The organism is Mucilaginibacter angelicae (assembly GCF_042434235.1).
GTDB lineage: Bacteria > Bacteroidota > Bacteroidia > Sphingobacteriales > Sphingobacteriaceae > Mucilaginibacter > Mucilaginibacter angelicae.
This window is the reverse complement of record NZ_JBHLTS010000022.1, coordinates 67386-89828: the sequence shown is the minus strand read 5'-3', so window position 1 is coordinate 89828 and position 22443 is coordinate 67386. Positions and strand designations below refer to the sequence as shown.

The 22443-nt window shown below is 43.6% G+C and carries 20 protein-coding genes; 8 read left to right on the top strand and 12 right to left on the bottom strand.

Annotated elements, in window-relative coordinates:
• Positions 1-98 precede the first annotated feature (98 nt).
• From ACFFGT_RS12710 to ACFFGT_RS12695, 4 genes are all read left to right on the top strand, one after another.
• The gene (locus ACFFGT_RS12710; RefSeq protein ID WP_377022914.1) at positions 99-3518 is read left to right on the top strand and encodes a TonB-dependent receptor; all 3420 of its coding nucleotides are present in this window, start codon (positions 99-101) and stop codon (positions 3516-3518) included.
• Between the two features lie 18 nt (positions 3519-3536).
• Entirely contained in the window at positions 3537-5033 is a 1497-nt protein-coding gene (locus ACFFGT_RS12705) for a RagB/SusD family nutrient uptake outer membrane protein (RefSeq protein ID WP_377022913.1), read from the top strand.
• Between the two features lie 105 nt (positions 5034-5138).
• Entirely contained in the window at positions 5139-6371 is a 1233-nt protein-coding gene (locus ACFFGT_RS12700) for a cytochrome c3 family protein (protein WP_377022912.1), read from the top strand.
• Positions 6372-6609: 238 nt separating this feature from the next.
• On the top strand, positions 6610-6975 hold the full coding sequence (locus tag ACFFGT_RS12695) for a hypothetical protein (protein WP_377022911.1): 366 nt from the start codon (positions 6610-6612) through the stop codon (positions 6973-6975).
• A 360-nt stretch (positions 6976-7335) separates the two neighbouring features.
• Here the strand turns inward: ACFFGT_RS12695 and ACFFGT_RS12690 are convergent, their stop codons facing one another.
• Positions 7336-7755 carry an OsmC family peroxiredoxin gene (locus ACFFGT_RS12690; RefSeq protein ID WP_377022910.1) on the bottom strand — a complete coding sequence of 140 codons (420 nt, stop codon included), beginning with the start codon at positions 7753-7755 and terminating at the stop codon, positions 7336-7338.
• Between the two features lie 117 nt (positions 7756-7872).
• The gene (locus ACFFGT_RS12685) at positions 7873-8940 is read right to left on the bottom strand and encodes an NADH:flavin oxidoreductase/NADH oxidase (protein ID WP_377022909.1); all 1068 of its coding nucleotides are present in this window, start codon (positions 8938-8940) and stop codon (positions 7873-7875) included.
• A gap of 276 nt (positions 8941-9216) precedes the next feature.
• Here ACFFGT_RS12685 and ACFFGT_RS12680 point away from each other — a divergent pair, with 276 nt between their 5' ends.
• On the top strand, positions 9217-9753 hold the full coding sequence (locus tag ACFFGT_RS12680) for a GNAT family N-acetyltransferase (RefSeq protein WP_377022908.1): 537 nt from the start codon (positions 9217-9219) through the stop codon (positions 9751-9753).
• A 57-nt stretch (positions 9754-9810) separates the two neighbouring features.
• On the top strand, positions 9811-10380 hold the full coding sequence (locus tag ACFFGT_RS12675) for a tetratricopeptide repeat protein (protein ID WP_377022907.1): 570 nt from the start codon (positions 9811-9813) through the stop codon (positions 10378-10380).
• A gap of 126 nt (positions 10381-10506) precedes the next feature.
• Here ACFFGT_RS12675 and ACFFGT_RS12670 read toward each other — a convergent pair whose 3' ends face one another.
• The 4 genes from ACFFGT_RS12670 to ACFFGT_RS12655 form a co-directional block, all read right to left on the bottom strand.
• The gene (locus ACFFGT_RS12670) at positions 10507-11394 is read right to left on the bottom strand and encodes an alpha/beta hydrolase (protein ID WP_377022906.1); all 888 of its coding nucleotides are present in this window, start codon (positions 11392-11394) and stop codon (positions 10507-10509) included.
• An 82-nt stretch (positions 11395-11476) separates the two neighbouring features.
• Positions 11477-12361: an alpha/beta hydrolase gene (locus tag ACFFGT_RS12665; protein ID WP_377022905.1), complete on the bottom strand. Its 885-nt coding sequence runs from the start codon at positions 12359-12361 to the stop codon at positions 11477-11479.
• Between the two features lie 18 nt (positions 12362-12379).
• Entirely contained in the window at positions 12380-13342 is a 963-nt protein-coding gene (locus ACFFGT_RS12660; RefSeq protein WP_377022904.1) for an MBL fold metallo-hydrolase, read from the bottom strand.
• Positions 13343-13692: 350 nt separating this feature from the next.
• Complete coding sequence (locus tag ACFFGT_RS12655; protein ID WP_377022903.1) at positions 13693-14787, bottom strand: AI-2E family transporter; 1095 nt, start codon at positions 14785-14787, stop codon at positions 13693-13695.
• 216 nt (positions 14788-15003) lie between these two features.
• Here ACFFGT_RS12655 and ACFFGT_RS12650 point away from each other — a divergent pair, with 216 nt between their 5' ends.
• A complete protein-coding gene (locus ACFFGT_RS12650; RefSeq protein WP_377022902.1) occupies positions 15004-15180 on the top strand; it encodes a DUF6496 domain-containing protein in 177 nt (58 codons plus the stop codon).
• 68 nt (positions 15181-15248) lie between these two features.
• On the opposite strand, the gene ACFFGT_RS12645 is transcribed toward ACFFGT_RS12650, so the two are convergent.
• From ACFFGT_RS12645 to ACFFGT_RS12625, 5 genes are all read right to left on the bottom strand, one after another.
• Complete coding sequence (locus ACFFGT_RS12645; RefSeq protein ID WP_377022901.1) at positions 15249-15761, bottom strand: hypothetical protein; 513 nt, start codon at positions 15759-15761, stop codon at positions 15249-15251.
• A 15-nt stretch (positions 15762-15776) separates the two neighbouring features.
• Positions 15777-17873 (bottom strand): M48 family metallopeptidase, encoded by a 2097-nt coding sequence (locus ACFFGT_RS12640; RefSeq protein ID WP_377022900.1) that lies wholly within the window; start codon positions 17871-17873, stop codon positions 15777-15779.
• Positions 17874-18851: a Gfo/Idh/MocA family protein gene (locus tag ACFFGT_RS12635; protein WP_377022899.1), complete on the bottom strand. Its 978-nt coding sequence runs from the start codon at positions 18849-18851 to the stop codon at positions 17874-17876.
• An 85-nt stretch (positions 18852-18936) separates the two neighbouring features.
• Positions 18937-19929, bottom strand: a complete 993-nt coding sequence (gene mgrA / locus ACFFGT_RS12630; protein WP_377022898.1) for an L-glyceraldehyde 3-phosphate reductase — start codon at positions 19927-19929, stop codon at positions 18937-18939.
• Positions 19930-20012: 83 nt separating this feature from the next.
• Positions 20013-20360: a winged helix-turn-helix transcriptional regulator gene (locus ACFFGT_RS12625; RefSeq protein ID WP_377022897.1), complete on the bottom strand. Its 348-nt coding sequence runs from the start codon at positions 20358-20360 to the stop codon at positions 20013-20015.
• A 106-nt stretch (positions 20361-20466) separates the two neighbouring features.
• On the opposite strand from ACFFGT_RS12625, the gene ACFFGT_RS12620 reads away from it, so the two are divergent.
• A complete protein-coding gene (locus ACFFGT_RS12620) occupies positions 20467-20955 on the top strand; it encodes a lipocalin-like domain-containing protein (RefSeq protein WP_377022896.1) in 489 nt (162 codons plus the stop codon).
• Between the two features lie 133 nt (positions 20956-21088).
• On the opposite strand, the gene ACFFGT_RS12615 is transcribed toward ACFFGT_RS12620, so the two are convergent.
• Positions 21089-22402 (bottom strand): bifunctional folylpolyglutamate synthase/dihydrofolate synthase, encoded by a 1314-nt coding sequence (locus tag ACFFGT_RS12615; protein WP_377022895.1) that lies wholly within the window; start codon positions 22400-22402, stop codon positions 21089-21091.
• Between the last annotated feature and the right edge of the window lie 41 nt (positions 22403-22443).

Sequence of the window (22443 nt, the reverse complement as noted above, 5' to 3'; positions counted from 1 at the left end):
GGGAGGTGTGCGGGCTATTAATTGTCTCATTTTTAACAAAGAAACATAACAAATATATGAATTTTCGTTTACGAAGGCCCATACCATGGGGTAAAATCATGAAGATCACTTTTAGCCAGATCCTGATAGCAATAATGGTAAGCAGCATAGCTTATTCAAGCCCAATTAAAGCACAGGGTATACTTAACAAAAAGGTAAATGTTACGCTCAGCAATACAACTATGCTTGAGGCTTTACAATACCTTCAAAAAAATAACGATGTAAAGTTTATTTACAGCGCCAGCTCACTGGATGCCGATAAACACTTTTCATTAAATATCAATAACCAAACATTAAAAACCGTATTGGACCAGGTGTTTAAAAACAATGGTATCAATTACGATGTAATGAACGATAGGGTGGTACTTGAAAAAAAGGCCCCTGCCGCACCGGCTGTTAATAATACTGCCGAAGCAGGTGTTGTAATTACAGAACAGCCGGCAGCTAATGTTACCATTACAGGTAAGGTTATTGATAATACAGGTCAGCCGGTTCCGGGAGCTACAGTTACCGAAAAAGGCACAACTAACGGTATCACTACCGGTGCTGATGGCGGCTTTAAATTGTCGGTTGCCGGCCCGGCTTCGGTTATCGTAGTGCAGTTTATTGGTTATGCTAAACAGGAAATTGTTGTTGGCAGCCAAACTGTTATCAATGTTACATTGGCCGAAGATGTGAAAGCCATTAACGAGGTTGTGGTTGTAGGTTACGGTACACAGAAAAAAGTAACTGTTACCGGCGCTATCAGCAGTGTTAAAGCCAGCGATCTTGAAGATCAGCAGGTTACCCGTGTTGATGATGCGCTTCGCGGCCGCGTAACCGGTGTTAGCGTTGTACAAAGTTCAGGTTCGCCGGGCTCATCACCACAGATCAGGGTGAGGGGGGTTACTTCAAGGTTAAACAGCGATCCGCTATATGTTATTGATGGTATTGTTGTTGATAACGGCGGTTTGGATAACGTAAACCCCAACGATGTAGAATCGATAGAGGTGTTGAAGGATGCTTCGGCCGCTATTTATGGTTCACGTTCATCAAACGGTGTAATCATTGTAACCACTAAAAAAGGTAAAAAAGGCGATGCGCAAATTAGCTATAACGGTTACGTTGGTGTACAGTCGCCGGTGAGCAAGGTTAAACTGGCTAACGCATCTCAATATGCTACTTTAAGAAATGAGTCGAAAACAAACGATGGTGCAGCCGCCATTTTTGCAAACCCGGCATCATACGGCACAGGCACTAACTGGCAGGATCAGATTTTTGATAACAACGCGCTTATCCAAAATCATAACCTGAATATCAGCGGTGCATCTGACAAGGCTAACTATTACACTTCTTTTGGCTATCTTGATCAGCAGGGTGTTGTAATGCCATCTATATCTGGTTACAAGAAATTTAACTTTACGGTTAATACGTCGTTCAAACCTAAAAAATGGCTTACCATTGGCGAAAACTTCACTTATTCATACACCAAAAATAAAGCGTTTGGTAACACCAACAGTGTATTTGGCGGTCCGTTAAGTTCATCGTTAAACCTTGATCCTATAACGCCTGTTACTGTTAGCGATATTAACGGTCAGCCTAATTTAACCGATTACCAAAAAGCTAATATCATTCGCAACGGACAGGGCTTACCTTATGGTATATCAGGTTATGTAGGCCAGGAGATCACCAACCCATTGGCTTACGCTCAAACTGTTTTAGGTAACTACAGTGATGCTACCAATTTGTTAGGTAGCGCTTTTGTTGAAGTTGAACCTATCAGGGGCTTAAAATTAAGGTCACAGATCAGTGCGAAACAAGCCTATTACGGCTCCGACGGCTTTACGCCACTGTACTACCTTAACTCAAGTACTTCAAACACTACCACCAATCAAACCCAGGCTTACAACAGAAACCTGTCATGGAACTGGGATAATACCATAACCTATAGCCGTTCATTTGGCAAAAATAACCTGACAGCCCTGGTAGGTACAAGTGCTCAAAAAACAACTGCTTCAGGCTTGCAAGGTACCTTCCTTGGCGAACCGGCTACATCACTGAACGATGCGTCAATACTTTATGCCTTACCGGCAGCCAACAGGATTGCTGCAAGCTCGCTTGGTTTAGATGATGTTCAGCCACACACTTTAGCATCATACTTTGGCAGGGTTACTTACGATTACGATCAGAAGTACTTGTTCTCAGGTATTATCCGTCGTGATGGTTCATCACGTTTTGGTGCTAATCACCTTTACGGTACATTCCCTTCGGCCCAGGTTGGTTATGTAGTGAGCCGTGAAGACTGGTTCCCTAAAAATACATTTGTTGATTTCTTCAAGCTTCGCGCTTCATATGGTTCGGTTGGTAATGAAAGGGCCCTTGGGCCGTTCAGGTATGCTGCAACTATTGGCAGTGGCCGTAACGCTATTTTTGGTGATGTTGTAGGCATAGGCTATAGCCCTAACCAGCCGCCTAACCCTAATCTGAAATGGGAAGAAACCCACACTACAGATATCGGTTTTGATGCTACATTGTTTAATAGCCTGAGCGTAACTTTTGATGTGTACAAAAAGCTTACAAAAGGTATGTTACAGGATGTGCAATTGCCAGCTTATGCAGGTTTTGCCGGCCAGCCATCTGATAACGTTGGTGACATGGAAAACAAAGGTGTGGAGTTAAGCCTTAACTACAGCAACAAAATAGGGGAGCTTAACTACAGCGTTGGCGGTAACATTTCATACAACAAAAACACGGTGTTAAGCCTGGGTAACCAGATTGATCACTTTGTGCAGGGTACCGTACAGAGCACTACTTACGAAATTGGCCGGATCTCTCCGGGACAACCTATTGGCGAGTTTTATGGTTTTAAAGAATTAGGTGTGTTCCATTCACAGGCTGAGATTAATGCTTATACCAAAAATGGTCAGCTGATACAGCCAAATGCTAAACCGGGCGACTTTAAATGGCAGGATACTGACGGTGATGGTAAAATTACCCAGGCCGATCGTCAGTTTTTGGGTAACCCGCTGCCTACTTTTACTTATGGTATTAACTTTAGCGCCAACTACAAAAACTTTGATATCAAATTATTTGGACAAGGTGTTTGGGGCAACAAAATTTACCAGGCTTACCGCAGGTTAGATATCCCTTCTGCTAACTACCCAATAGCAGCACTTGATGCCTGGACACCAACTAACAGCGGCAGCAACTATCCGCGTTTAAGTGATGCCGACCCGAACAACAACTTTAAAAACCCGTCAAACTTCTATCTGCAAAGCGGTGCTTACTTCCGTATTAAAACTTTGCAGTTAGGTTATAACCTGCCGGCAACCTGGTTAAAATCGGCTGATATTAAAAGGGTAAGGGTATTCCTGAGCAGCAATAACCTGGCAACTATTACAGGTTACAAAGGCTTCGACCCGGAAATAAGCGGCGGTATTGATATGGGGCTTTATCCTCAGGCACGCACATTTATGGCTGGTTTGGATATCACTTTATAATAACAAATTACAATTATCATGAAATCGAAACATATTATATATACCGGGTTGGCTTTGATGGGAATGGGTGCCATGGTATCATGCAAAAAATCATTCCTTGAGCTGCAGCCTAAAGGGCAGTTCTTAGAGTCAAACTATTACGCAAACCCCGATGAGGCTTTTGCAGCGGTAATAGCTGCTTATGATCCGTTGGTTACCGAAACCGGGGGTATTGATAATACTTATTCAGACCCGCTTGGTGCACTGAACTCAGCTTCTGATGAGTGCTATGCAGGTGGCGGTAGCGCATCAGACGTTACCCCATGGCAGGTGATCAACAACTATACACTTACTCCTGCACAAGGGCCACAAAACCAATTCTGGGCAATCAACTTTCAGGGTGTTAACCGTACCGACGTATTGCTTGAAAAGCTGCCACTGGTACCGGGTTTAAGCGCTGATTTGCTAAAACGCTACACCGCCGAAGGGCAGTTTTTACGTGCCCACTATTACTTTGATTTGGTGAGGTTATTTAAAAATGTGCCGTTGATCCTTAATTCACTAACTCTGACTAACGTATACGATCAGGTACAGGCAACCCCGGAAGCGGTTTACACTCAAATTGAAAATGATTTGAAAGCGGCTATCCCCGGCTTGCCGGCTACAGTACCTACAACCGACGGTGGTCGTGTAACACAGGGTGCAGCTAAAGCTTTGTTAGGTAAAGTTTACCTGTATGAGAAAAAATGGGCCGATGCAGCAACTATGTTAAAAGATGTGAACACTAACTACGGCTATAAACTGTTACCGAAATTCGGCGATATATTCAGCCCTAATAACAAGTTTAATAGCGAGTCGATATTTGAATTGGTGCACTCCGGTACACAAAGCTATACCTGGAGCAATTGGGATCAGTTTAAATCAAACATCTATACCCAGATGATTGGCCCGCGTAGCTATACCGGCCCGATCTATTATGGTGGTGGTTATGGTTTTAACCCGGTTACCACCCAATTGGCTACCGCTTTAAAAGGCGACCCACGTTACGGTTACACTGTTGTTAACATAGATAGTTTAACAAAAGCTACTAAAACAAGCTATTCACCAAGCTATCAAAACACCGGTTACTTTATCCAGAAGTATGCACCGGTGCTTGCTAATAAAGTAACAACAGGTACTACCGATTTGAACTGGCCTAACGATTACATCGAGATCCGTTTGGCTGATACCTACCTGATGGAAGCAGAAGCTGAATTGAATGGCGGCGGCGATCAAGGCCGTGCACAAACCTTACTTGATGCTGTTCGTTCACGTGTTGGTTTGGCTTCAAAACCGGCTACGCTTCAAAACATCTATGATGAAAGAAGGCTTGAGCTGGCTACTGAAGGCCACCGCTGGTTCGATCTTGTACGCTGGGGCCAGGCACCAACTGTGCTTGCATTTAAAGGCTTTAAAGCTGGCGTTAATGAGATCTTGCCTATCCCGTTAAATGAAACCCTTAACGGCACTAAGCTTAAACAAAACCCGGGTTATTAATTTAGCCCGAATAATTAATAAAAAGGCTGTCATGTTACATGGCAGCCTTTTTATCTTTATATAGAGGGGCATTACATTAGCCCGTCAATTTTAGCAGGTAATATTATGCTTAAGCAGCGCACATTCTTTTTGGCTTTATTGCTACTGATACCTTTGAGTTTTTTACTGGTACAGTGCTTTAGTGATAGACCGGAGGATCCGCGGGCGGAGATCTTCGCCGGATCAGCAAGTTGCGAAAAATGCCATAAGGATGTTTATGACAGCTACCTGCATACAGCACACTATCTTTCATCGCGACCAACAACACCCGAAATTGTACACGGAGGTTTCGATCCGCATAATAATACCCTGCAATATGCCGATGGCACAACAGTTAAAATGGAAAAGCGAAATGGCGAACTTTACCAGGTAAGTTATACTAACGGTAAGGAAGCCCTTGCCCATAAAATGGATATTACCTTTGGGGTAAGCAAAGCCCAAACATATATGTACTGGCAGGATAAGCAACTGTTTGAATTGCCGGTATCCTACTTTAGCGCTGTGCATGGCTGGGCAAACAGTCCGGGTTATGAAGGGGGGAAACCAGATTTTAACAGGCCGATTTTGCAAAGGTGCTTTGAGTGCCATGCGTCGTTTATCAGAAAGGCGCCGCAACAAAGTATGGATATGCAAAACCGCAAGGTTGAGTTTGAGCCTGCATCCATCATTTATGGTATTGACTGCGAACGCTGCCATGGCCCGGCAGCAAACCACGTAAACTACCATGAGGCTTATCCCGAGGAAAAGACAGCTAAGTACATCATCCGCTTTGCATCGCTTACCCGTGCCCAGAAAATGGACGCTTGCGGGGTTTGTCATTCAAGCAGTAAGCAGGCTTTCCAGGTATCGACTTTTAAATTTAAAATGGGGGATACCCTGGCCCGCTTCAAAGAGCCCGATTATTTAAATATACAAACCAATGCGGCTTTGCTTGATGTGCATGGCAACCAGAACGGGTTGCTCACTGCCAGCAAATGTTTTATGATGAGCAATATGGATTGCAGCACCTGCCATAACACCCACGTAAATAATGGAGGTAACCTTGCCCTGTACTCTAAAAAATGTATGAGCTGCCATACCGAAGCCAATCATAATCTTTGCAAGGTAGCACCGAAGCTAAGTGCAGCCATGCAAAACAATTGTATCGACTGTCATATGCCGCTTAAGCCGTCAAATACCATCGCTGTAAATGATACCGCGAATAAAAAGTCATCACCCTACCTGGTGCGTACCCATCGCATTGCTATCTATCCAAATGAAACTAAAAAGATCCTGGCTTTCTTAAGAGCTAAAAGCTAATAAAGCCAAAAGCTTAAGGCTTAAAGCGTAAAGCTAAATAGAGCGCGTTTTTGTGATTAACCATGTATAAGCTTTCGGCCTTTAGTTTTGAGCTTGAGAATTGATTATTGGGCTTTGAGCCTTCGACTTTAGGCTTTTAGCTCAAATAAAGGTGACCACGATCACTTTTTTTACGTGCCATGGTCATGGTACAGGTAAGTCGTACCGGCCATCTTTGTATCATTAAAAGATAACAATCATGGCAATTTTAAAAATAAATGCTCCTGAATGGACCGCTGCAAATACCAACACAATTACTACTGCCAATACCAACACCGGCAATAATATCTGGAATAAGTTAATGGCCTTTGCCGATAGCCAGGCGCCTAACAAAACAGTTTGGTTCATGTTTTCCCTTATTTCACAAGGTGTGCTCTTTTTACCTGTACCCGCTTTTCTGCTGTATTATTATAATGCGCCTATCGCTATACTGGCAATTACTCTTGTATTATTCTTTGCCAACATCATAGCCGGTATGGGTGGCTCAGGGATCCGGACACTGCTTGGCTTTTTTGCATTCAGCGTTCTGGTACATATTACCATGCTGCTTGTATTTATGCTATAAGATTACTTATTTAACCCCTATTAATAATGTGCTAAAAGCCGCCGGTTTAATTGCCGGCGGCTTTGTTGTGTTAAGAGGAGGTAGGTGTTTGGAAGAATTAAAAAAGCGAGGGATTGTGCGATTCCCTCCCTTGGGAGGGTGTAGGGAGGGGTTCATCGATAGCCCGTTCGTTTGCAATGGCGTACAAACCCCTCCCTACCAACACACATTTCAGCCGCACCCCTCTCTTGGGAGGGAACTAAAAAATCCTCCGAACACCTATGGTGTTAAGAGGGGTAGGTGTAGAATCTCGTTTAATAAAACAACAAAAAGGGGATTGCGCATAACACAATCCCCTTTTTGTTGTTTTATTAAATGTAATTAAGCGTAAGTAACGCTTAAAGTAATTGGCACGCTCAGTGCTTTTGAAATGATGCAATTAGCTTTAGCACCTTCTGCAATTTCTTTAAACTGCTCTTCAGAAACACCATCAATTGCCGCACCTTTTAGTTCTAAAAGGATGCCTGTAACCTCTAATGCCTGCATATCAAGGTCAAGGATAGCATCGGTGGTTAAATCGTTAGGAGTGAAGCCAGCCTGGGTTAAAGCAGCGCCAACAGCCATCGTAAAGCAGCCTGCATGAGCTGCAGCTAATAACTCTTCGGGGTTGGTGCCAATGCCGTCGGCAAAGCGGGTTTTAAATGAATACTGGGTTTTGTTTAATACGGTGCTCTGGGTAGTGATCTCTCCCTGACCTGCCTGTAATGTGCCGTTCCAATGGGCGTTTGCTGTACGTTTCATAGTGTGTGGTTTTTGTATATTAGTTCATAGTTTATGGTTCATTGTTCATGGCTTGATTTGGTGAGGTAAATAGTTTATGGCTTTGCTATGAACCATGAACCATCACCTATTAACCAATTACCATTTAGCCCGCTCATACTGTACAGGCCATTTTATTTCCTGCCCAAGCTCGTGTGCCGCACGCAGGGCAAAATGCGGATCACGGAGCATTTCCCTGGCAAAAAACACAAGATCGGCGCGCTCGTTTTCGATAATTTCATTGGCCTGGTCCGATTTGGTGATCAAACCTACCGTACCTGTAAGTATACCGCTTTCTTTTTTAACTTTCCCGGCAAATTCCACTTGATAACCTGGCGTTAATGGAATTTTAACATTTGGTATGTTACCGCCCGTTGAGCAGTCAACCAGGTCTACACCCTTATTTTTCAGAATCTTTGCTAAGGCAACTGAATCGTCGGCAGTCCAGCCGCCTTCTACCCATTCGGTTGCCGAAATGCGTACAAACAGTAAATTCTCTTCGGGCCAAACTTCTTTAACACTCTCAATTATTTCAAGCAGCAGGCGGATGCGGTTTTCAAAGCTGCCGCCATATTCATCCGTACGTTTGTTGCTGAACGGAGAAAGAAACTGGTTGATGAGGTAGCCATGTGCGCCATGCAGTTCAATCACTTTAAAACCGGCTTTTATTGCCCTTTTAGCAGCGGCCTTAAAATCAGCTTTCACTTTTTCAATACCCGCCTTATCCAGGGCTACAGGTGGTTCTTCACTTTCAATAAAAGGAATTGCACTGGCCGAGACACTTTGCCAGCCATTGGGCTGATCGGCAGGGATCTGTTTGCCGCCGATCCAGGGTTGCTGGTGACTTGCCTTACGCCCTGCATGGGCCAGTTGTGTGCCGGGGATAGCTCCCTGGGCCTTTATAAAATCGGTGATCTGTTTTAGCTTTTCAATATGTTCGTCTTTATATATACCCAGATCGGCAAAAGTAATACGGCCTTCGGGTGATACCGCTGTGGCTTCGGTAATGATCATTGCTGCCCCGCCGGTTGCAAAGCTCCCGAGGTGTACCAGGTGCCAGTCGTTAGCGAAACCATCTTCGCTCGAATATTCGCACATAGGCGATACTACGATGCGGTTTTTAAGTTCAATATTTTTTATTTTAAGGGGAGAAAATAGTGTAGACATGCGTTTTGTTTTTACAAATATGCTCACTAACAAGCGGTGTACAAATACTGTTTTTGTAAAATAATAGTATGGCGGATAAAATGATATTGAGGTGAGGTTGGAAGAAGGTTTTTGACGGGGAGCATATATTTTGTCATGCTGAGGAACGAAGCATCTTCTTCGATATGCTGAGCGGCTATACATGACGGAGAAGATGTTTCACTACGTTCAACATGACAACGATATAATAAAGCCCAATGCTGAGCTGTTTTTCCGAAAAATATTACTTTTACCACCATGTCTACCATTACTACACGCTTAGCAACATTTAATGATATCCCTGAATTACAGAAACTGATTGCCCTATCTGTTCGTGGATTGAGCACTGGTTATTATAACCAGCAGCAGATTGAAAGCGCCATTAAATACATTTTTGGGGTGGATACCCAGCTGGTTACCGATGGTACGTATTACGTTGCTGAAATAGATAGTGTTACCGTAGGTTGTGGCGGCTGGAGTAAACGTAATACACTCTATGGCGGCGATCAGCATAAAGAAATTGAGGACCCATTGCTTAATCCCGAACATGATGCCGCCAGGATCAGGGCGTTTTTTGTTCATCCTGATTATGCCCGGAGGGGTGTAGGAAGTTATATTATGAAGGTTTGTGAAACTGCCGCCCAAAACAATGGCTTTAAAAGCCTGCAATTAGGAGCAACTTTGCCCGGTGTGCCGCTTTACGAAGTGATGGGGTATAATGCAATGGAAAACATCGATCAACCCATGCCGGATGGTGTAGTATTGCCCTTGGTTAAGATGTTCAAGGTTTTATAGCTTAAATTACATTAAACCGCCCATTTCGGCGTTATAGCTAAAACCAAACCCACAACCATGTTCAGGAAAATACTGATGGCAATAGTCTTGTTGATGTTTGTTACGTTAGCGCATTCTCAAACTGCCGAAGATACCTACAATAAATACCTCGATTTTAACCTGGCACGCTTACAGGGCGAGCAGGACAAAGCGATGGAGCTGTCCCGGCAAATCATACAGGATACTGCTAAGCTAACCGCCAAAGTGAGGATCAATTTTTTTAACTCACTGGCGAAGCTTTATGAGGATGATAATCAAAGTGTAAATGCCATACCCTTATACGAGCGCGTTGTAGCTGCCGAACCCGATTATTATGTAGCCCACCGGGCCTTAGGGTATTTGTACCTCAAAAGCATCCCCGATGCTGATAAGCCTTTGAATAGCCCATCAACAGATGCCGAGTATATTAAAACTGTTAAGAAAGCCCTGCCCCAGCTTGAAAAGGCCCAGGCCTGCGATGCTGATGACAATACCCTCGCCCTGATAAAAACGCTTTATAAAAACATAGGAGATGATGCCGGGCTGAACGGGTTGAATAACCGTTTGAAAGTTTTGAAAGGGAAGTGTGAGGATATTTTGAGTGATTAAAAACTATCGAGCGTCATTGCGAGGTACGAAGCAATCCCCTACCTACAGAGCGGCTATTCAAATCCCCCTGTACAGTTCGCGATTGCTTCGTACCTCGCAATGACGTTTGTTTAGCATTATTTGTAATTACTTCTGCCTGAAACTATCACCAATAAACGCCAACGCATCGGTAATACCGGTACGCCAGTAGGTCCAGGTGTGGGCACCGTCGCGGATGCGGAATTCATGGGGCACTTTCTTTTCTGTCAGGGCTATATGCAGCAGGCTGTTCCCTTTGCTTAGGGCATCATCGTCACCACAGTCAATCCAGTAACGCACATCGTTAAGATCATCGGTTGTTTTGCTTTGAACTAAACCCAGTATGGAATTAGCCTGCCAGGTAGCGTTAAGCCGTTCCTTCCCTTTAAGATCGGGGCCGAATACTTTGCTATAGACTTCTTTCCAACGTTCGTCGGTTACGGCCATAAAATCATCATCGCTGCGTACCGCCGCACTCAAGGCTGCCGCTGCCGAAAACATTTTGGGGTGTTTAAGGCTGTATACCAATGTCCCAAACCCACCCATGGAAAGGCCTGCTACACCGCGATATTCTTTAGTGCCTTTTATGCGGTATTCTCTTTCGATAGCCGGTATAAACTCCTGGAAAAAGAAATCTTCGTAGTTTAATTTACCATTGTAGGCATTGATATAAAAACTTGTACCTCCGTCGGGCATTACAATGATCATCGGGGGGATGGTGCCGTCGGCAATTGCTTTATCGGCATAGCGGTTAACTTCGCCAAATTGCAGCCAGCCGGTATGGTCATCGCCGTAACCATGCAGCAGGTATACTACAGGGTAGGTACGGTTTGATGTTTCATAATCGGCAGGCAGGTATACAGCGTATTTTACGTTATGATTTAAAATATCGCTTTTTACGTATTGCTCTTCAATCACTTTACCGGTAGTTTGCGCGAATGCATTTACAGAAACCAGCAGTAAGCAAGCCAGCAAAATCCTTTTTATAGTACTCATATTCTTATTTATTCAATTAAATAATCAGTTGTACATCAGCAATTTTATTTGCAGATCTGCACATCTGAAATCCGCACATTTACTACTTCTGCCTGAAACTATCCCCGATAAATTGCAGTGCATTGGTGATGCCTGTGCGCCAATAAGTCCAGGTATGGGCACCATCGCGTACGCGGAATTCATGCGGTACGTTTTTTTCGGTGAGGGCAATATGCAGCAGGCAGTTGCCTTTGCTCAGAAAGTCGTCATCACCACAATCTATCCAGTACCTTACGGTTTTTAGCTCGTCGGTAGTTTTGGTTTGCACCATGTTTAAAACAGAATTACTTAGCCATGCATTGTTAACCCTGTCTTTTCCCTTTAAGCCCCGGCCATAAAGCTGTGCAAATATTTTTTCGTAAGTATCATCAGGCGTGCCAATAAGCTGGTCGTCGGGGAATACAGCAGCACTTAAAGCTGCGCCTGCAGCAAACAGATCAGGATGTTTAAGCGTGTAAATGAGGGTTCCATAACCACCCATGGAAAGGCCTGCTATGCCGCGGTATTTTTTTTCGGCCTTAATGCGATAGGTCTTTTCAATATGCGGCATAAACTCTTTAATAAAAAAGTCTTCATATTTCTCCTTGCCATCGTAAGAGTTGATGTACCAGCTTGAATCGGCATTAGGCATCACAATGATCATCGGTGGGATGGTACCGTCGGAAATTGCTTTATCGGCATAGCGGTTAACCTCTCCAAATTGCAGCCAGCCGGTATGATCGTCGGAGTAACCGTGCAACAGATAAACCACAGGGTAGGTGCGGTTGGCTGTTTCATAATCGGGAGGGAGGTAAACTGCATAGTTTACGTTGCGCTTTAAAATTTTGCTTTTTACATTTTGCTCCTCAAGCACCTTGCCTTGCTGTGCAAACGAGTTGAAACTGCTTATCAGCAGCAGAAGTAGAAAAACAGGTTTAAGTATTTTCATAGTGCAGATATTTCAGATTTAAAAATTAAGCGCTTTGCCCTGTTGAGGGTATATCAGGTTTAACTGTAATTTATTGGCGGCCTTTAACTGTACTTTAATTTTGCTGATGCTGGTAACAGGCGGCTTTAAATGTGTTACTACAATATTTAAACCTTTAACAGCATCGGCACCGGTAAGCGCGGCAAGCTTGTCCATCTCAGTCATCAGCCATTTTGGTGTAAGGTGACCAAACAACGTTTTATCCGGCTGTTCATTGGGGAAGGATACTTCTATCAAAATAGCTTTCAGTTTTTTACTTTTTATCAGCGGAGCGATGGCCTGCCACAGGTTTTGCATATTGCTGCTTTTTTCAATTTCGTCCGGACCGGTATCACCTAAGTAAAGTAAATAACTATCATTACTCTTCACCAAAAAAGCAGTGCTCGTTAAATTGGAATGACTAAGGGGGAAAGCCTGCACCTTAAGTTCGGTATTTTCAATAGCGGTTTCAGCTCCAGGTTCCAATACTTTATAGCGATATTTTTTAAGGGCCGGAGTTTCGCCCTGATCGGCAAAGTTGGCCCAGCTTTTCCATGTAAAATAGTGGGTTTTTATGGTTTCAATGCAGTCGTTAAGTGCATAAATATTTTTGGTACTATCCTCGGGCGAGTTAATGATGAGCCCGGCAATGTGATCAAGGTGTGAATGGGATATGAAATAGCCTTTAATATACTGCCTGAGCACAGTGCCCGCAGGCACATTAAAGCTTTTACCGGCTACTGCCTTTTCAATGCCGTAATGCAGCGTACCGGCATCAAGGCAGATATAATTATTGCTCCCGGCGGGGGCAAGCATATAGGCCGACAGGTTACTTTCATCAATACCGCCCAATACGCCTAAAGGTACCAGCCTGAAAGCTGTGCCCTTTGAAGTTTGCGCTAATACAATTGCTGGGAACAGGAAAATATATAAAAACGATAGAAATTTAAGCTTGAGGTTCATTTTAGGCAGATTTAGCTTTAATATGCTACGCTACTAAATTAAGGATATGCCTAAATAATCAAAGTAAAATGCTGCCTGTTTTTATGAACACTTACATTACATAACGCGTTTTAAGACAGCGTTCACAAAAAAACTTCCGGATTGGAAGCCAAAACAGGGTTGCTTTTAATAACAGGCCGCGCTTGCGCCTGGTTTTTAAGGGCTCATTACATTTTCTACACCTGTAAACAGCGCGTGGTGTATCTCTTACAATTTCCATTGTTAGGGGCATCAATAGTTTCTGCAAAATTAAAAGTTTAGTTTATTTAAACGAAAACTTGCAGATTTTGGTTAGCCCCTTTTTGAAAAAATTATTCGGTTTTCATAGCCTTCGCGGCCGATTTTTTATATTCATAATCACCGCCTAACAGGTATCCCCATGGCTTCAGTGTTTCAATGCGGTCAAATATGATCTTGAATATGGCAATAACAGGTATAGAAAGAAACATGCCCGAAAGCCCCCAGATCATTTCGCCCAAAATGATGCCTATAAAAGAGATGAGGGCATTAAGCCTAACCTTTGAGCCAACTATGGTAGGCAGTAAAAAGTTGGCATCAACCGCATGGATGCCAATAACACTCGCAGCTACTGTTATGGTGTTGCTGATGCTGCCGGTGGCAAAAGTTATAACCGTGCTTAACAGCAACGCGGTAAAGATGCCGATGTACGGAATGATATTGAACAGGCCCACTATAATACCCAGTAAAGCAGCATATTTTATACCTATCAGCCAAAAAACAGTAATGGCCACACCGGCAACTATTACCATTTCCAATAATAGCCCCAATATGTATTGTCTTAAAATGCTCTGAATGTTTTCAACAATATCCATCACCACATGCTCGTTTTCGTCCCTGAAAACCCATACTATAAAACGGATGAGCAGGCGCCTGTATAGCAGGATAAAAAAAGTGAATATCAGGATGAATACGTAAAATAACATGAGCGATGAAATGGCCCCGAAGGTGCTGCCCAGCACATCCGTACCTGATTCCATGAGCTTTTTAGCAGTATCATCAACATAGGCCATTTGTTTAGCGGCATTCACATGAAAAGCATGCTGGATCCACTCCTGCAGATCTTGTATTGATTGCGTAACCTGCTTTTTTAGCATAGGCCAGTCGTTAGCCATGTTTGAGATCTGTGATCCCACTAAATACAGGATCCCCCCAATAACGCCAATCAACAATAATATGGAAACGAGCGATGCCATGCTGCGGGGCAGCCGGAGTTTGTTTTCCAGGAAATTACAAACCGGGAGCAGCAGTATGGCGAAGATGAAACCAAAGATCATTGGATCAAGCAGGTCTTTACCCATAATAACCAGGTAGCCCAGGGCCATGAAGCCGATAAGTACTAAAGCAAGACGTTCGTAAAAAGGGGCTATGAGTTTTTTTGTTGGCATATGGGCAAAATGTTGCGGTATTTTATGATGGCTTAACACGAAATTATTTCAGATGTTTTGAAGATAAGTAATAATTGGGAACCCACCGGATGAAAAGATATTAAAGGTTTGAATTTCTTCATTTCATTTATGCGCAGATCATTAAGGAAATAACCAGATTTATGTTTTGGCAAATATTTTGTATTGTAATAATATCATTTAATTAAAATTAACACTATGGCAAAGTATTCAGAAAAAGCCGGGGAGAAGGTTGCGCAAACCATGCACGAAATGAAAGAAGGCAAGTTGAAAAGCGGCAGCGGTAAAAAGGTAACCAGCAAAAAGCAGGCAGTAGCGATAGGCCTGTCCGAGGCGAGGAAAGAAGGGGCTAAAGTACCCAAAAAGAAAGGCTGATAAAGGGCTGTAATACAGGCTCACTGAAAAGCTTACAGCCGTTCAGTGAGCCTGCCCTTTCATGAATATTACTTCGTTTTATTAAAATCAGAAGCCATCCAATCGGCTAATTTGCCGTCTTTTTCAATTTTGGTGAGTTTATTGAGCAGGCTATTGTTTTTATGGTCTGTTTCAACAACATACTTGTCAATCACCGCTTTTACACCGGCTTGGTTTGCCTTAGTTTTATTAAAGGCGCTTTTGTTTTGAAGGGCATATTTGGTATAACCTCCCATAAAGGTCATGAGCAGCTGCGGGTTCTTTTCGGTCATTTTTGCTACGCTGGTGTTAATTTCAATGCTCACGGTAGGGCTTCCCTGCATCCATTTCATCAGGAAGGCGTTGGTTTCCATACGTTTTTGATCCTCAAGTGCCCATGGCGTATCCTGAAGCCAGTCAACAGCTTTTATTACATCATCTTCATATTTGCCATAATCTTCTTTTTCCTTTAGCGTATAGTTTTCAGGAACGTGAAAGGTTTGGGCTTTTGCTGTGAAGCAAAACGCTACTATAATTGTGATCAGGGTAAGGGTTTTTTTCATTGTGATTAAGTTAGTTTAATTAATAAGTTGAAGCTGGAAATTAAGCAGGTTTTTCTTTATTTCAAAATTGCGTTTAGCGATGCCCGATACGTAAATATCCATCGCTTCATTGAAGTTTTGTAAGGCCTTATTGTCATATCCTGGTTTAAGGTAGTATATATGTTTGGCAGCAAGGTATCCTTCTAAAGTTTTAACCTCTTCTTCATTAAAATAGGCACGGGTTATTTCATCGGTTAAAATCTCCTTTATCCGGTTTTTTATGTGGCGTTCCTGTTTGTAAACTTCTGCAAGGGTATCATTGATCTGATCAGGCGTCATTTTGTTATAAACAGGGGCCATGGCACGCATGATGTTATTGTACATATCATAGTCGGTGATTGCTTCCTGCTGGTACTTAAATAAGCTGTTATATTGCATAGTCAATAATTCGCGTTCAGTACCGGCCGAGTGTTTGTAAAAGAATAGGAAGAGTTGTTTGTCCAGGTCTTCTATTCTTTTTTGTACAATCTTACATTCTTCTGTAAGCGATGCCTGAAGTGGATAAATGTCATCCGGGTGATATTTAGTACCCCGGAAATCAAAAGTTTTGATATGGTCGGCTGTATTAAGCTGACCAAATATGTCGATATCGGCCTGCATACGCCGTGCCCTTGCCGGCAGGCTGCTGTTCTCAGTATTCAGCAACTCTTCAAAAGTAGTTTGCCCGCGGTCATTATCTTCGGCTGTTATTGCTTCCTCAATATTAAACGGGGTTATAAGCCGGTCATCAAAATAGTTATTGTACAGCGGATCGAAAGAGTTTTCATTGATCTTACCGTAAAAGTCTTGTTTAAAGCTTTCAAGGGTTACTGTTTCGGCATTTTTATCTGTATTAACTATTTCATACAAATGATTGGTAAGCTGTAGCTGTACTTTCAGCGGATTTTCAAAAAGCGCCCAGGCAGGTTCTGTTACCGGAGGGGTGATCAGGTTTATCCGGTTAGCGTGGGCTTCACGTTCCTCATTGGTAGGGTGCGACGACCATTGGTTTTTAATTACTATTTCGCTGGTTTCGGGTAAATTCCAGCCGTTTTCAATGATTGGCAGCGAAGCAGCATCTGTATTGATTTTATGGTAGCCGGCAAAATGCCCGATCATTTCCAGGTGCTGGGGATAAAGGTTATCTGCCCGTTTATTCTGTTTCAGGTTAGTACGCGAATAATTGATAAGGTTATCGTAACAAGCTTGTCCTATATCAACGCGTTTCAGGGAGGTAATGATATGGTTTGATCCGCTTACATATGCCGCAACAGCATCAGCCTGGAACTCCATTTCACGCGACAGGGCGAGGTGGGCTTTGTTAACCACTATATATATTTTACGCAAAATGAACTGCATCCCTTGTATAAGCTTTACATTTATAGCAGCAACAAGAGAAAACACACCATGAATCCGCGCAAAGCTGTTAACAAGGTTGCTATAATCCTCGGTATCGTACAGCATATCATAAATTACCTTGTTAAAGTTGTATACATAGCTGCCAACTTTCATACTCCGTTGCGAAAAATGGCCGAACTCATGTGCCATCACCGCTTTAAATTCCGACAGGTTTATGGAGTTTATCAACCCCAAACCTATCTTCAGGTTTTTTTTAACCGGCAGAAACATGCTCCAAAAGCTTGAGCTGTAAAACACACCGGCATTTACATCGGCCGACAGATAAATGCGTTTAGGTTTTAGAGCCTGGGCTTCGGCAGTAATTTTGTAGATAAATTCAAATAATGCCGGGTGTTGGTCTGATGTTATTTCGATCATGTCTGAATTATCAATATGGGTACGCTTGAAAATAAACTTGATCACGAAATAAACCAGCATAAGGCCCGACAATATCAGTGCAATACCTGCCGCAAGGGTTATAAATGCCGGATGCAACATTATAATAGCCACACCGATATAGCCAAATGCTATAGCTATCCCCAGCGATCCTAAAAATAAAAGCATGTAACAAAGCACAAATAAAATGATTGCGCCCACAGCAAAATAGACGTGCTTTTTGAAAGCTTTTGAGGGCTTAACTACATTTTTATCGGCCCCTGCAGGCATGGGCGGATACGATAAGGTTAGGTTTTTCATTTACTTTTTTAATGTAAACGCGTCGATGATATCCATCAGCGTCACTGCTTCCTCAATGGGGCAGGGGTTTGGCCCTTCGCCTTTAAAGTAAGCTACTATTTTAGTTATAAATGGTTGTTGAATATGTTCAGGGTGGGTAAATGTTATTGTTTCCTCTTCCGTATCGGTTTTCCAGCTGATGTAATTGCCAAAAAACGGGAAGGTTATTTTTCCTTTTGTGCCGATGATCTCGCAGGTATCGGTAGTTTCGCTTTCGGCTACATTGAAACACCATGAGCCATTAACCACCACCTTGTTTTTAAACAGGATCTGCCCGCACACATGATCGTCGGCAGGTGTTGAGTTTGATTGGTTGAGCGAAAAACCATGATACATTTCCGGCTCGCCAAAATAATACAACATCAAATCGAGCTGATGAGGGGCAAGGTCATGGAAATAGCCGCCGCCCGATAGTTCAGGGAGTACACGCCAGTTGGTTTCCACATCAGCAACAAGAGCCGGTTTGCGGCTTTGCCACATCCTGATCTGTACGGTGCGAATTTCGCCTATCAACTGGGTATCTATCAGTTCTTTAACCTTTAAAAACATGGGCAAAGCCCGGCGATAATGTGCAACGGTAAGTTTTGAGGTACTATCCTTTACAGCTGCTGCCATAGCCTTTGCCTCGGCCGAATTGCGGGTTACCGGTTTTTCAACGTAAACATTCAATCCCTTTTTTAGGGCGGTAAGCGCATAGTCGAGATGGGAGGCCGGAGGGGTAGCTATGTAGATCGCGTTCAAGTCCGGATCATCCAGCAGCTCACCGGCATCACTGTACCATTTACCTACGCCATGGCGCGCAGCATAATCGGCAGCCTTTTCTGCATCGCGGCGCATCACGGCCACAAGGTTGCTTCCAGGCACTTTTTTAAATGCTGGTCCGCTTTTTTTCTCGGTTACGTTACCGCAGCCTATAATACCCCAGTTTATTGTGCTCATAAGCCCACTCTAAATCTCCCCCTGAAAGGGGAGACTTTAAAAATAGTTATTTTTTTATTATTACAATATGTCCCCCCTATGGTGATTAGGGGGCTAAAATTTCTTCTATCCTCGCCAATTCCTCTGCCGAAAACCGGAGGTTATCCAATGCTTTTAATGAATCAGATAATTGCCCTGGCCTGCTTGCACCTATTAATACCGATGTTACGCGCTCATCCTTCAGGATCCAGGCCAATGCCATTTGGGCCAGCGACTGGCTGCGTTGTACTGCCAAGCTGTTCAGGTCTCGAATCTGGCTCAGGCGCTCATCGGTGATATGGCTTTTTTGAAGGAAGCCGGTTGGCCTTGCCGCCCTCGAATCTTCGGGGATGCCGTGCAGGTATTTATCAGTAAGCAAGCCTTGCGCCAGTGGTGAAAATGGGATACAGCCAACGCCTTCATTACCTAAAACATTCAACAGACCGCCTTCAACCCAGCGCTCAAACATAGAGTATTTGGGCTGATGAATAAGGCATGGCGTGCCAAGGTCTTTCAAAATTTTGATAGCCCTGGAAGCCAGTTCGGCAGGGTAGTTGGATACACCTGCATAGAGCGCTTTGCCCTGGCGAACGATCAGATCCAAGGCAGCCATGGTTTCTTCAAGGGGCGTGTTTGGATCCGGGCGGTGATGATAAAAAATATCCACATAATCAAGTCCCATGCGTTTAAGGCTTTGATCAAGACTGGCTACCAGGTATTTTTTTGAGCCCCAGTCGCCATACGGACCCGGCCACATGGTGTAACCGGCTTTGCTTGATATAATGAGCTCGTCACGATAATCGCGGAAATCTTCTTTAAGGATTTTTCCAAAATTCTCTTCGGCCGAGCCCGGAGGTGGGCCGTAGTTATTGGCCAGGTCAAAATGGGTGATGCCGCTGTCGAAAGCAAGGTGTAATATTTTGCGGTAGTTATCGGCAACATCAACGTGACCGAAATTGTGCCAAAGGCCCAGTGAAATAGCCGGAAGCTTGATGCCACTGTTGCCGCAACGGCGGTATTGCATGGTCTGATATCTATCGGCAGATGCTATATATGTCATATTTTTAAGGTAAGGATTGGACGAGTAAAAATATAACTTTAAGCAGATTAATAAAGGTGTTTTTGACAGTTGTTGAAATTAAATTATGGCATGGCCAGTATATCATTAATCTGCATCTGGTGTTTGGCCCAATCGCGCAGTAGTTGTAGAAAGGGGAGAAGTTCTTTACCCGTATCTGTAAGAGTATACTCAACCCTTGGCGGCACTTCTATATATACCTGCCTCACAATAAGGCAATCATCTTCCAATTCACGCAGGGCCTGGGTAAGCATTTTTGAGGTTACACCCGTAACTGTACGGCGTAACTCGCCGTAGCGCATGGTGCCATTGCGCAAACGCCATAGGATACGGCCTTTATATTTACCGCCTATCCGCTGAAAAGCGTAGTCGATGCCGCATTTTGGTGCCGGATGATTCGATTTTTTATCCATCAATTAAAAATAATATAACTGATTTACAGCATGGTAACTTTTTAGTAATCAGGCTACTTTTTTGTACCTTATTGTTAATGGAATATAGCAAATATAACTTAGTGGTATGAAATATAAATTGCTTTTCATCTTTTTGATGCTTGCCTGCAGGGTATCGGCACAAAACAAAACCGGCGTTAGTAATTTGACCGGGACATATGAACTAATGACCGTTGATAATATTGCCGCCGACGGCAGCCGCATCCATCTTTATGGCAATTCGCCAAAAGGGATCCTGATATTTGATGCTATGGGGCATTATACTTTGCAGATCTACAGCGAAGGCCGGCCGAAATTTGCATCCGGGGATAAAAGTAAGGGAACCGACGAAGAGTACAAAGCTGCGGTTAAAGGATGTAACGCCCATTATGGTACTTATAAAGTTGAAGGCGCTAACATCATCTTCAATATCGAACACGCATCATTCCCAAACTGGGAGGGTACACAGCAAAAACGGCCGTTTACAATTTCGGGAGATATTTTTAAGTATACTGTGCCCGCGCCAACTACTGGCGGAGCGGTAACAGGTGAGGTTGTTTGGAGGAAACTGTTTTGAATTTTTCCTCCGGGATATCCAAGAGAGATTAAAACGCGTCATTGCGAGGTACGAAGCAATCCCAAATTGTGCAGAGCGTCTCTGTAAATCGGGGATTGCTTCGTACCTCGCAATGACGGCTTTTTTTAATTTTTTATACCACCTCCGCTACCACAAAAGTACTCCCGCCAACAAATACAAGATCGTCACTGCCTGCACTTTTTTGTGCTGATAACAGGGCTTCTTTTACCGATGGGTAAGCTTCGCCGATTAAGCCATAAGCCTCCGCTTGTTCTTTCATACTTTCGGCATCTAAACCTCTGGGGATATCAGGTTTGCAAAAATAATAGGTAGCATCTTTTGGCAGCATTGGTAATACTTTGCCGGTATCTTTATCATTCACCATCCCGATCACCATGTGCAAGTGCTTGTAATCGACGGACGCAATGTTTTTCATTACTTCCTGTATGCCGTCGGGGTTATGCCCGGTATCACAAATGGTAAGCGGGTTTTGGCTTAAGGTTTCCCAGCGGCCATGTAAACCGGTGAGGGTTTTTACCCGCGACAGGCCATTATGGATATCATCATCGCTGATATCAAAGCCTATTCCTTTTAACTCTTCAATCGCGGTCAGAACGGTTTTTACATTTTTGAGTTGATAGGTACCGGGGAGGTCAAGTGCTAAGTTGTAAGTTTTAAGTCCGGGGTCTTTACTTTGGATGTGGATCTCCAATAGTTCTTCAGCACCATCTTTCGCCTTTTGCCTTTCACCTTTAACCTTTTCTGCAATCCATCCTTCCGATGCAAACCGGATCCTGCTATTAGTTTGGGCGGCCTTTTCAGTAAATACGTTCGCCACCTCCGGTTGTTGTTCACCAATAACCACCGGAATCCCCGGTTTAATAATGCCTGCTTTTTCGCCTGCTATCAGTTGCAGGGTATTGCCAAGCATGTTCATGTGGTCCCAGCCTATGTTGGTAATTACAGAAAGGAGCGGGGTGATCACATTGGTTGAATCCAGCCTGCCGCCCAGGCCTACTTCAATTATAGCTATATCTACCTTTTCCTTTGCAAAAACATCAAAGGCAAGCGCTACGGTCATCTCAAAAAATGAGGGGGCTATTTCGTCAAAATCGGTCTTATGGTCTTCAACAAAATCAATAACAGTTGGCTCGCTGATCATTTGCCCGTTAACGCGGATGCGCTCGCGGAAATCTTTAAGATGGGGAGAAGTATAGAGCCCTGTTTTATACCCCGCTGTTTGTAAAACAGCTGCCAGCATGTGCGATGTTGAACCTTTACCGTTGGTGCCGCCTACATGCACACTTTTAAACTTATGCTGGGGATTGTCCAGCCGCCTGCAAAGCTCAAGCGTATTGGTAAGGTCTTTCTTAAATGCCGAAGCCCCATCCCTGGTAAACATGGGGAGCTGGGTGTAAAGGTATTGGAGGGTTTCGTTGTAGTTCATTTTGCAGTTTGCAGTCGCCCGTTTGCAATAGGCAGTTGCTA

Coding starts and splice junctions, on each gene's coding strand:
- ACFFGT_RS12710 (WP_377022914.1), top strand. CDS start 99: ATGAAGATCACTTTTAGCCAGATCCTGATAGCAATAATGGTAAGCAGC.
- ACFFGT_RS12705 (WP_377022913.1), top strand. CDS start 3,537: ATGAAATCGAAACATATTATATATACCGGGTTGGCTTTGATGGGAATG.
- ACFFGT_RS12700 (WP_377022912.1), top strand. CDS start 5,139: ATGCTTAAGCAGCGCACATTCTTTTTGGCTTTATTGCTACTGATACCT.
- ACFFGT_RS12695 (WP_377022911.1), top strand. CDS start 6,610: ATGGCAATTTTAAAAATAAATGCTCCTGAATGGACCGCTGCAAATACC.
- ACFFGT_RS12690 (WP_377022910.1), bottom strand. CDS start 7,755: ATGAAACGTACAGCAAACGCCCATTGGAACGGCACATTACAGGCAGGT.
- ACFFGT_RS12685 (WP_377022909.1), bottom strand. CDS start 8,940: ATGTCTACACTATTTTCTCCCCTTAAAATAAAAAATATTGAACTTAAA.
- ACFFGT_RS12680 (WP_377022908.1), top strand. CDS start 9,217: ATGTCTACCATTACTACACGCTTAGCAACATTTAATGATATCCCTGAA.
- ACFFGT_RS12675 (WP_377022907.1), top strand. CDS start 9,811: ATGTTCAGGAAAATACTGATGGCAATAGTCTTGTTGATGTTTGTTACG.
- ACFFGT_RS12670 (WP_377022906.1), bottom strand. CDS start 11,394: ATGAGTACTATAAAAAGGATTTTGCTGGCTTGCTTACTGCTGGTTTCT.
- ACFFGT_RS12665 (WP_377022905.1), bottom strand. CDS start 12,361: ATGAAAATACTTAAACCTGTTTTTCTACTTCTGCTGCTGATAAGCAGT.
- ACFFGT_RS12660 (WP_377022904.1), bottom strand. CDS start 13,342: ATGAACCTCAAGCTTAAATTTCTATCGTTTTTATATATTTTCCTGTTC.
- ACFFGT_RS12655 (WP_377022903.1), bottom strand. CDS start 14,787: ATGCCAACAAAAAAACTCATAGCCCCTTTTTACGAACGTCTTGCTTTA.
- ACFFGT_RS12650 (WP_377022902.1), top strand. CDS start 15,004: ATGGCAAAGTATTCAGAAAAAGCCGGGGAGAAGGTTGCGCAAACCATG.
- ACFFGT_RS12645 (WP_377022901.1), bottom strand. CDS start 15,761: ATGAAAAAAACCCTTACCCTGATCACAATTATAGTAGCGTTTTGCTTC.
- ACFFGT_RS12640 (WP_377022900.1), bottom strand. CDS start 17,873: ATGAAAAACCTAACCTTATCGTATCCGCCCATGCCTGCAGGGGCCGAT.
- ACFFGT_RS12635 (WP_377022899.1), bottom strand. CDS start 18,851: ATGAGCACAATAAACTGGGGTATTATAGGCTGCGGTAACGTAACCGAG.
- mgrA (WP_377022898.1), bottom strand. CDS start 19,929: ATGACATATATAGCATCTGCCGATAGATATCAGACCATGCAATACCGC.
- ACFFGT_RS12625 (WP_377022897.1), bottom strand. CDS start 20,360: ATGGATAAAAAATCGAATCATCCGGCACCAAAATGCGGCATCGACTAC.
- ACFFGT_RS12620 (WP_377022896.1), top strand. CDS start 20,467: ATGAAATATAAATTGCTTTTCATCTTTTTGATGCTTGCCTGCAGGGTA.
- ACFFGT_RS12615 (WP_377022895.1), bottom strand. CDS start 22,402: ATGAACTACAACGAAACCCTCCAATACCTTTACACCCAGCTCCCCATG.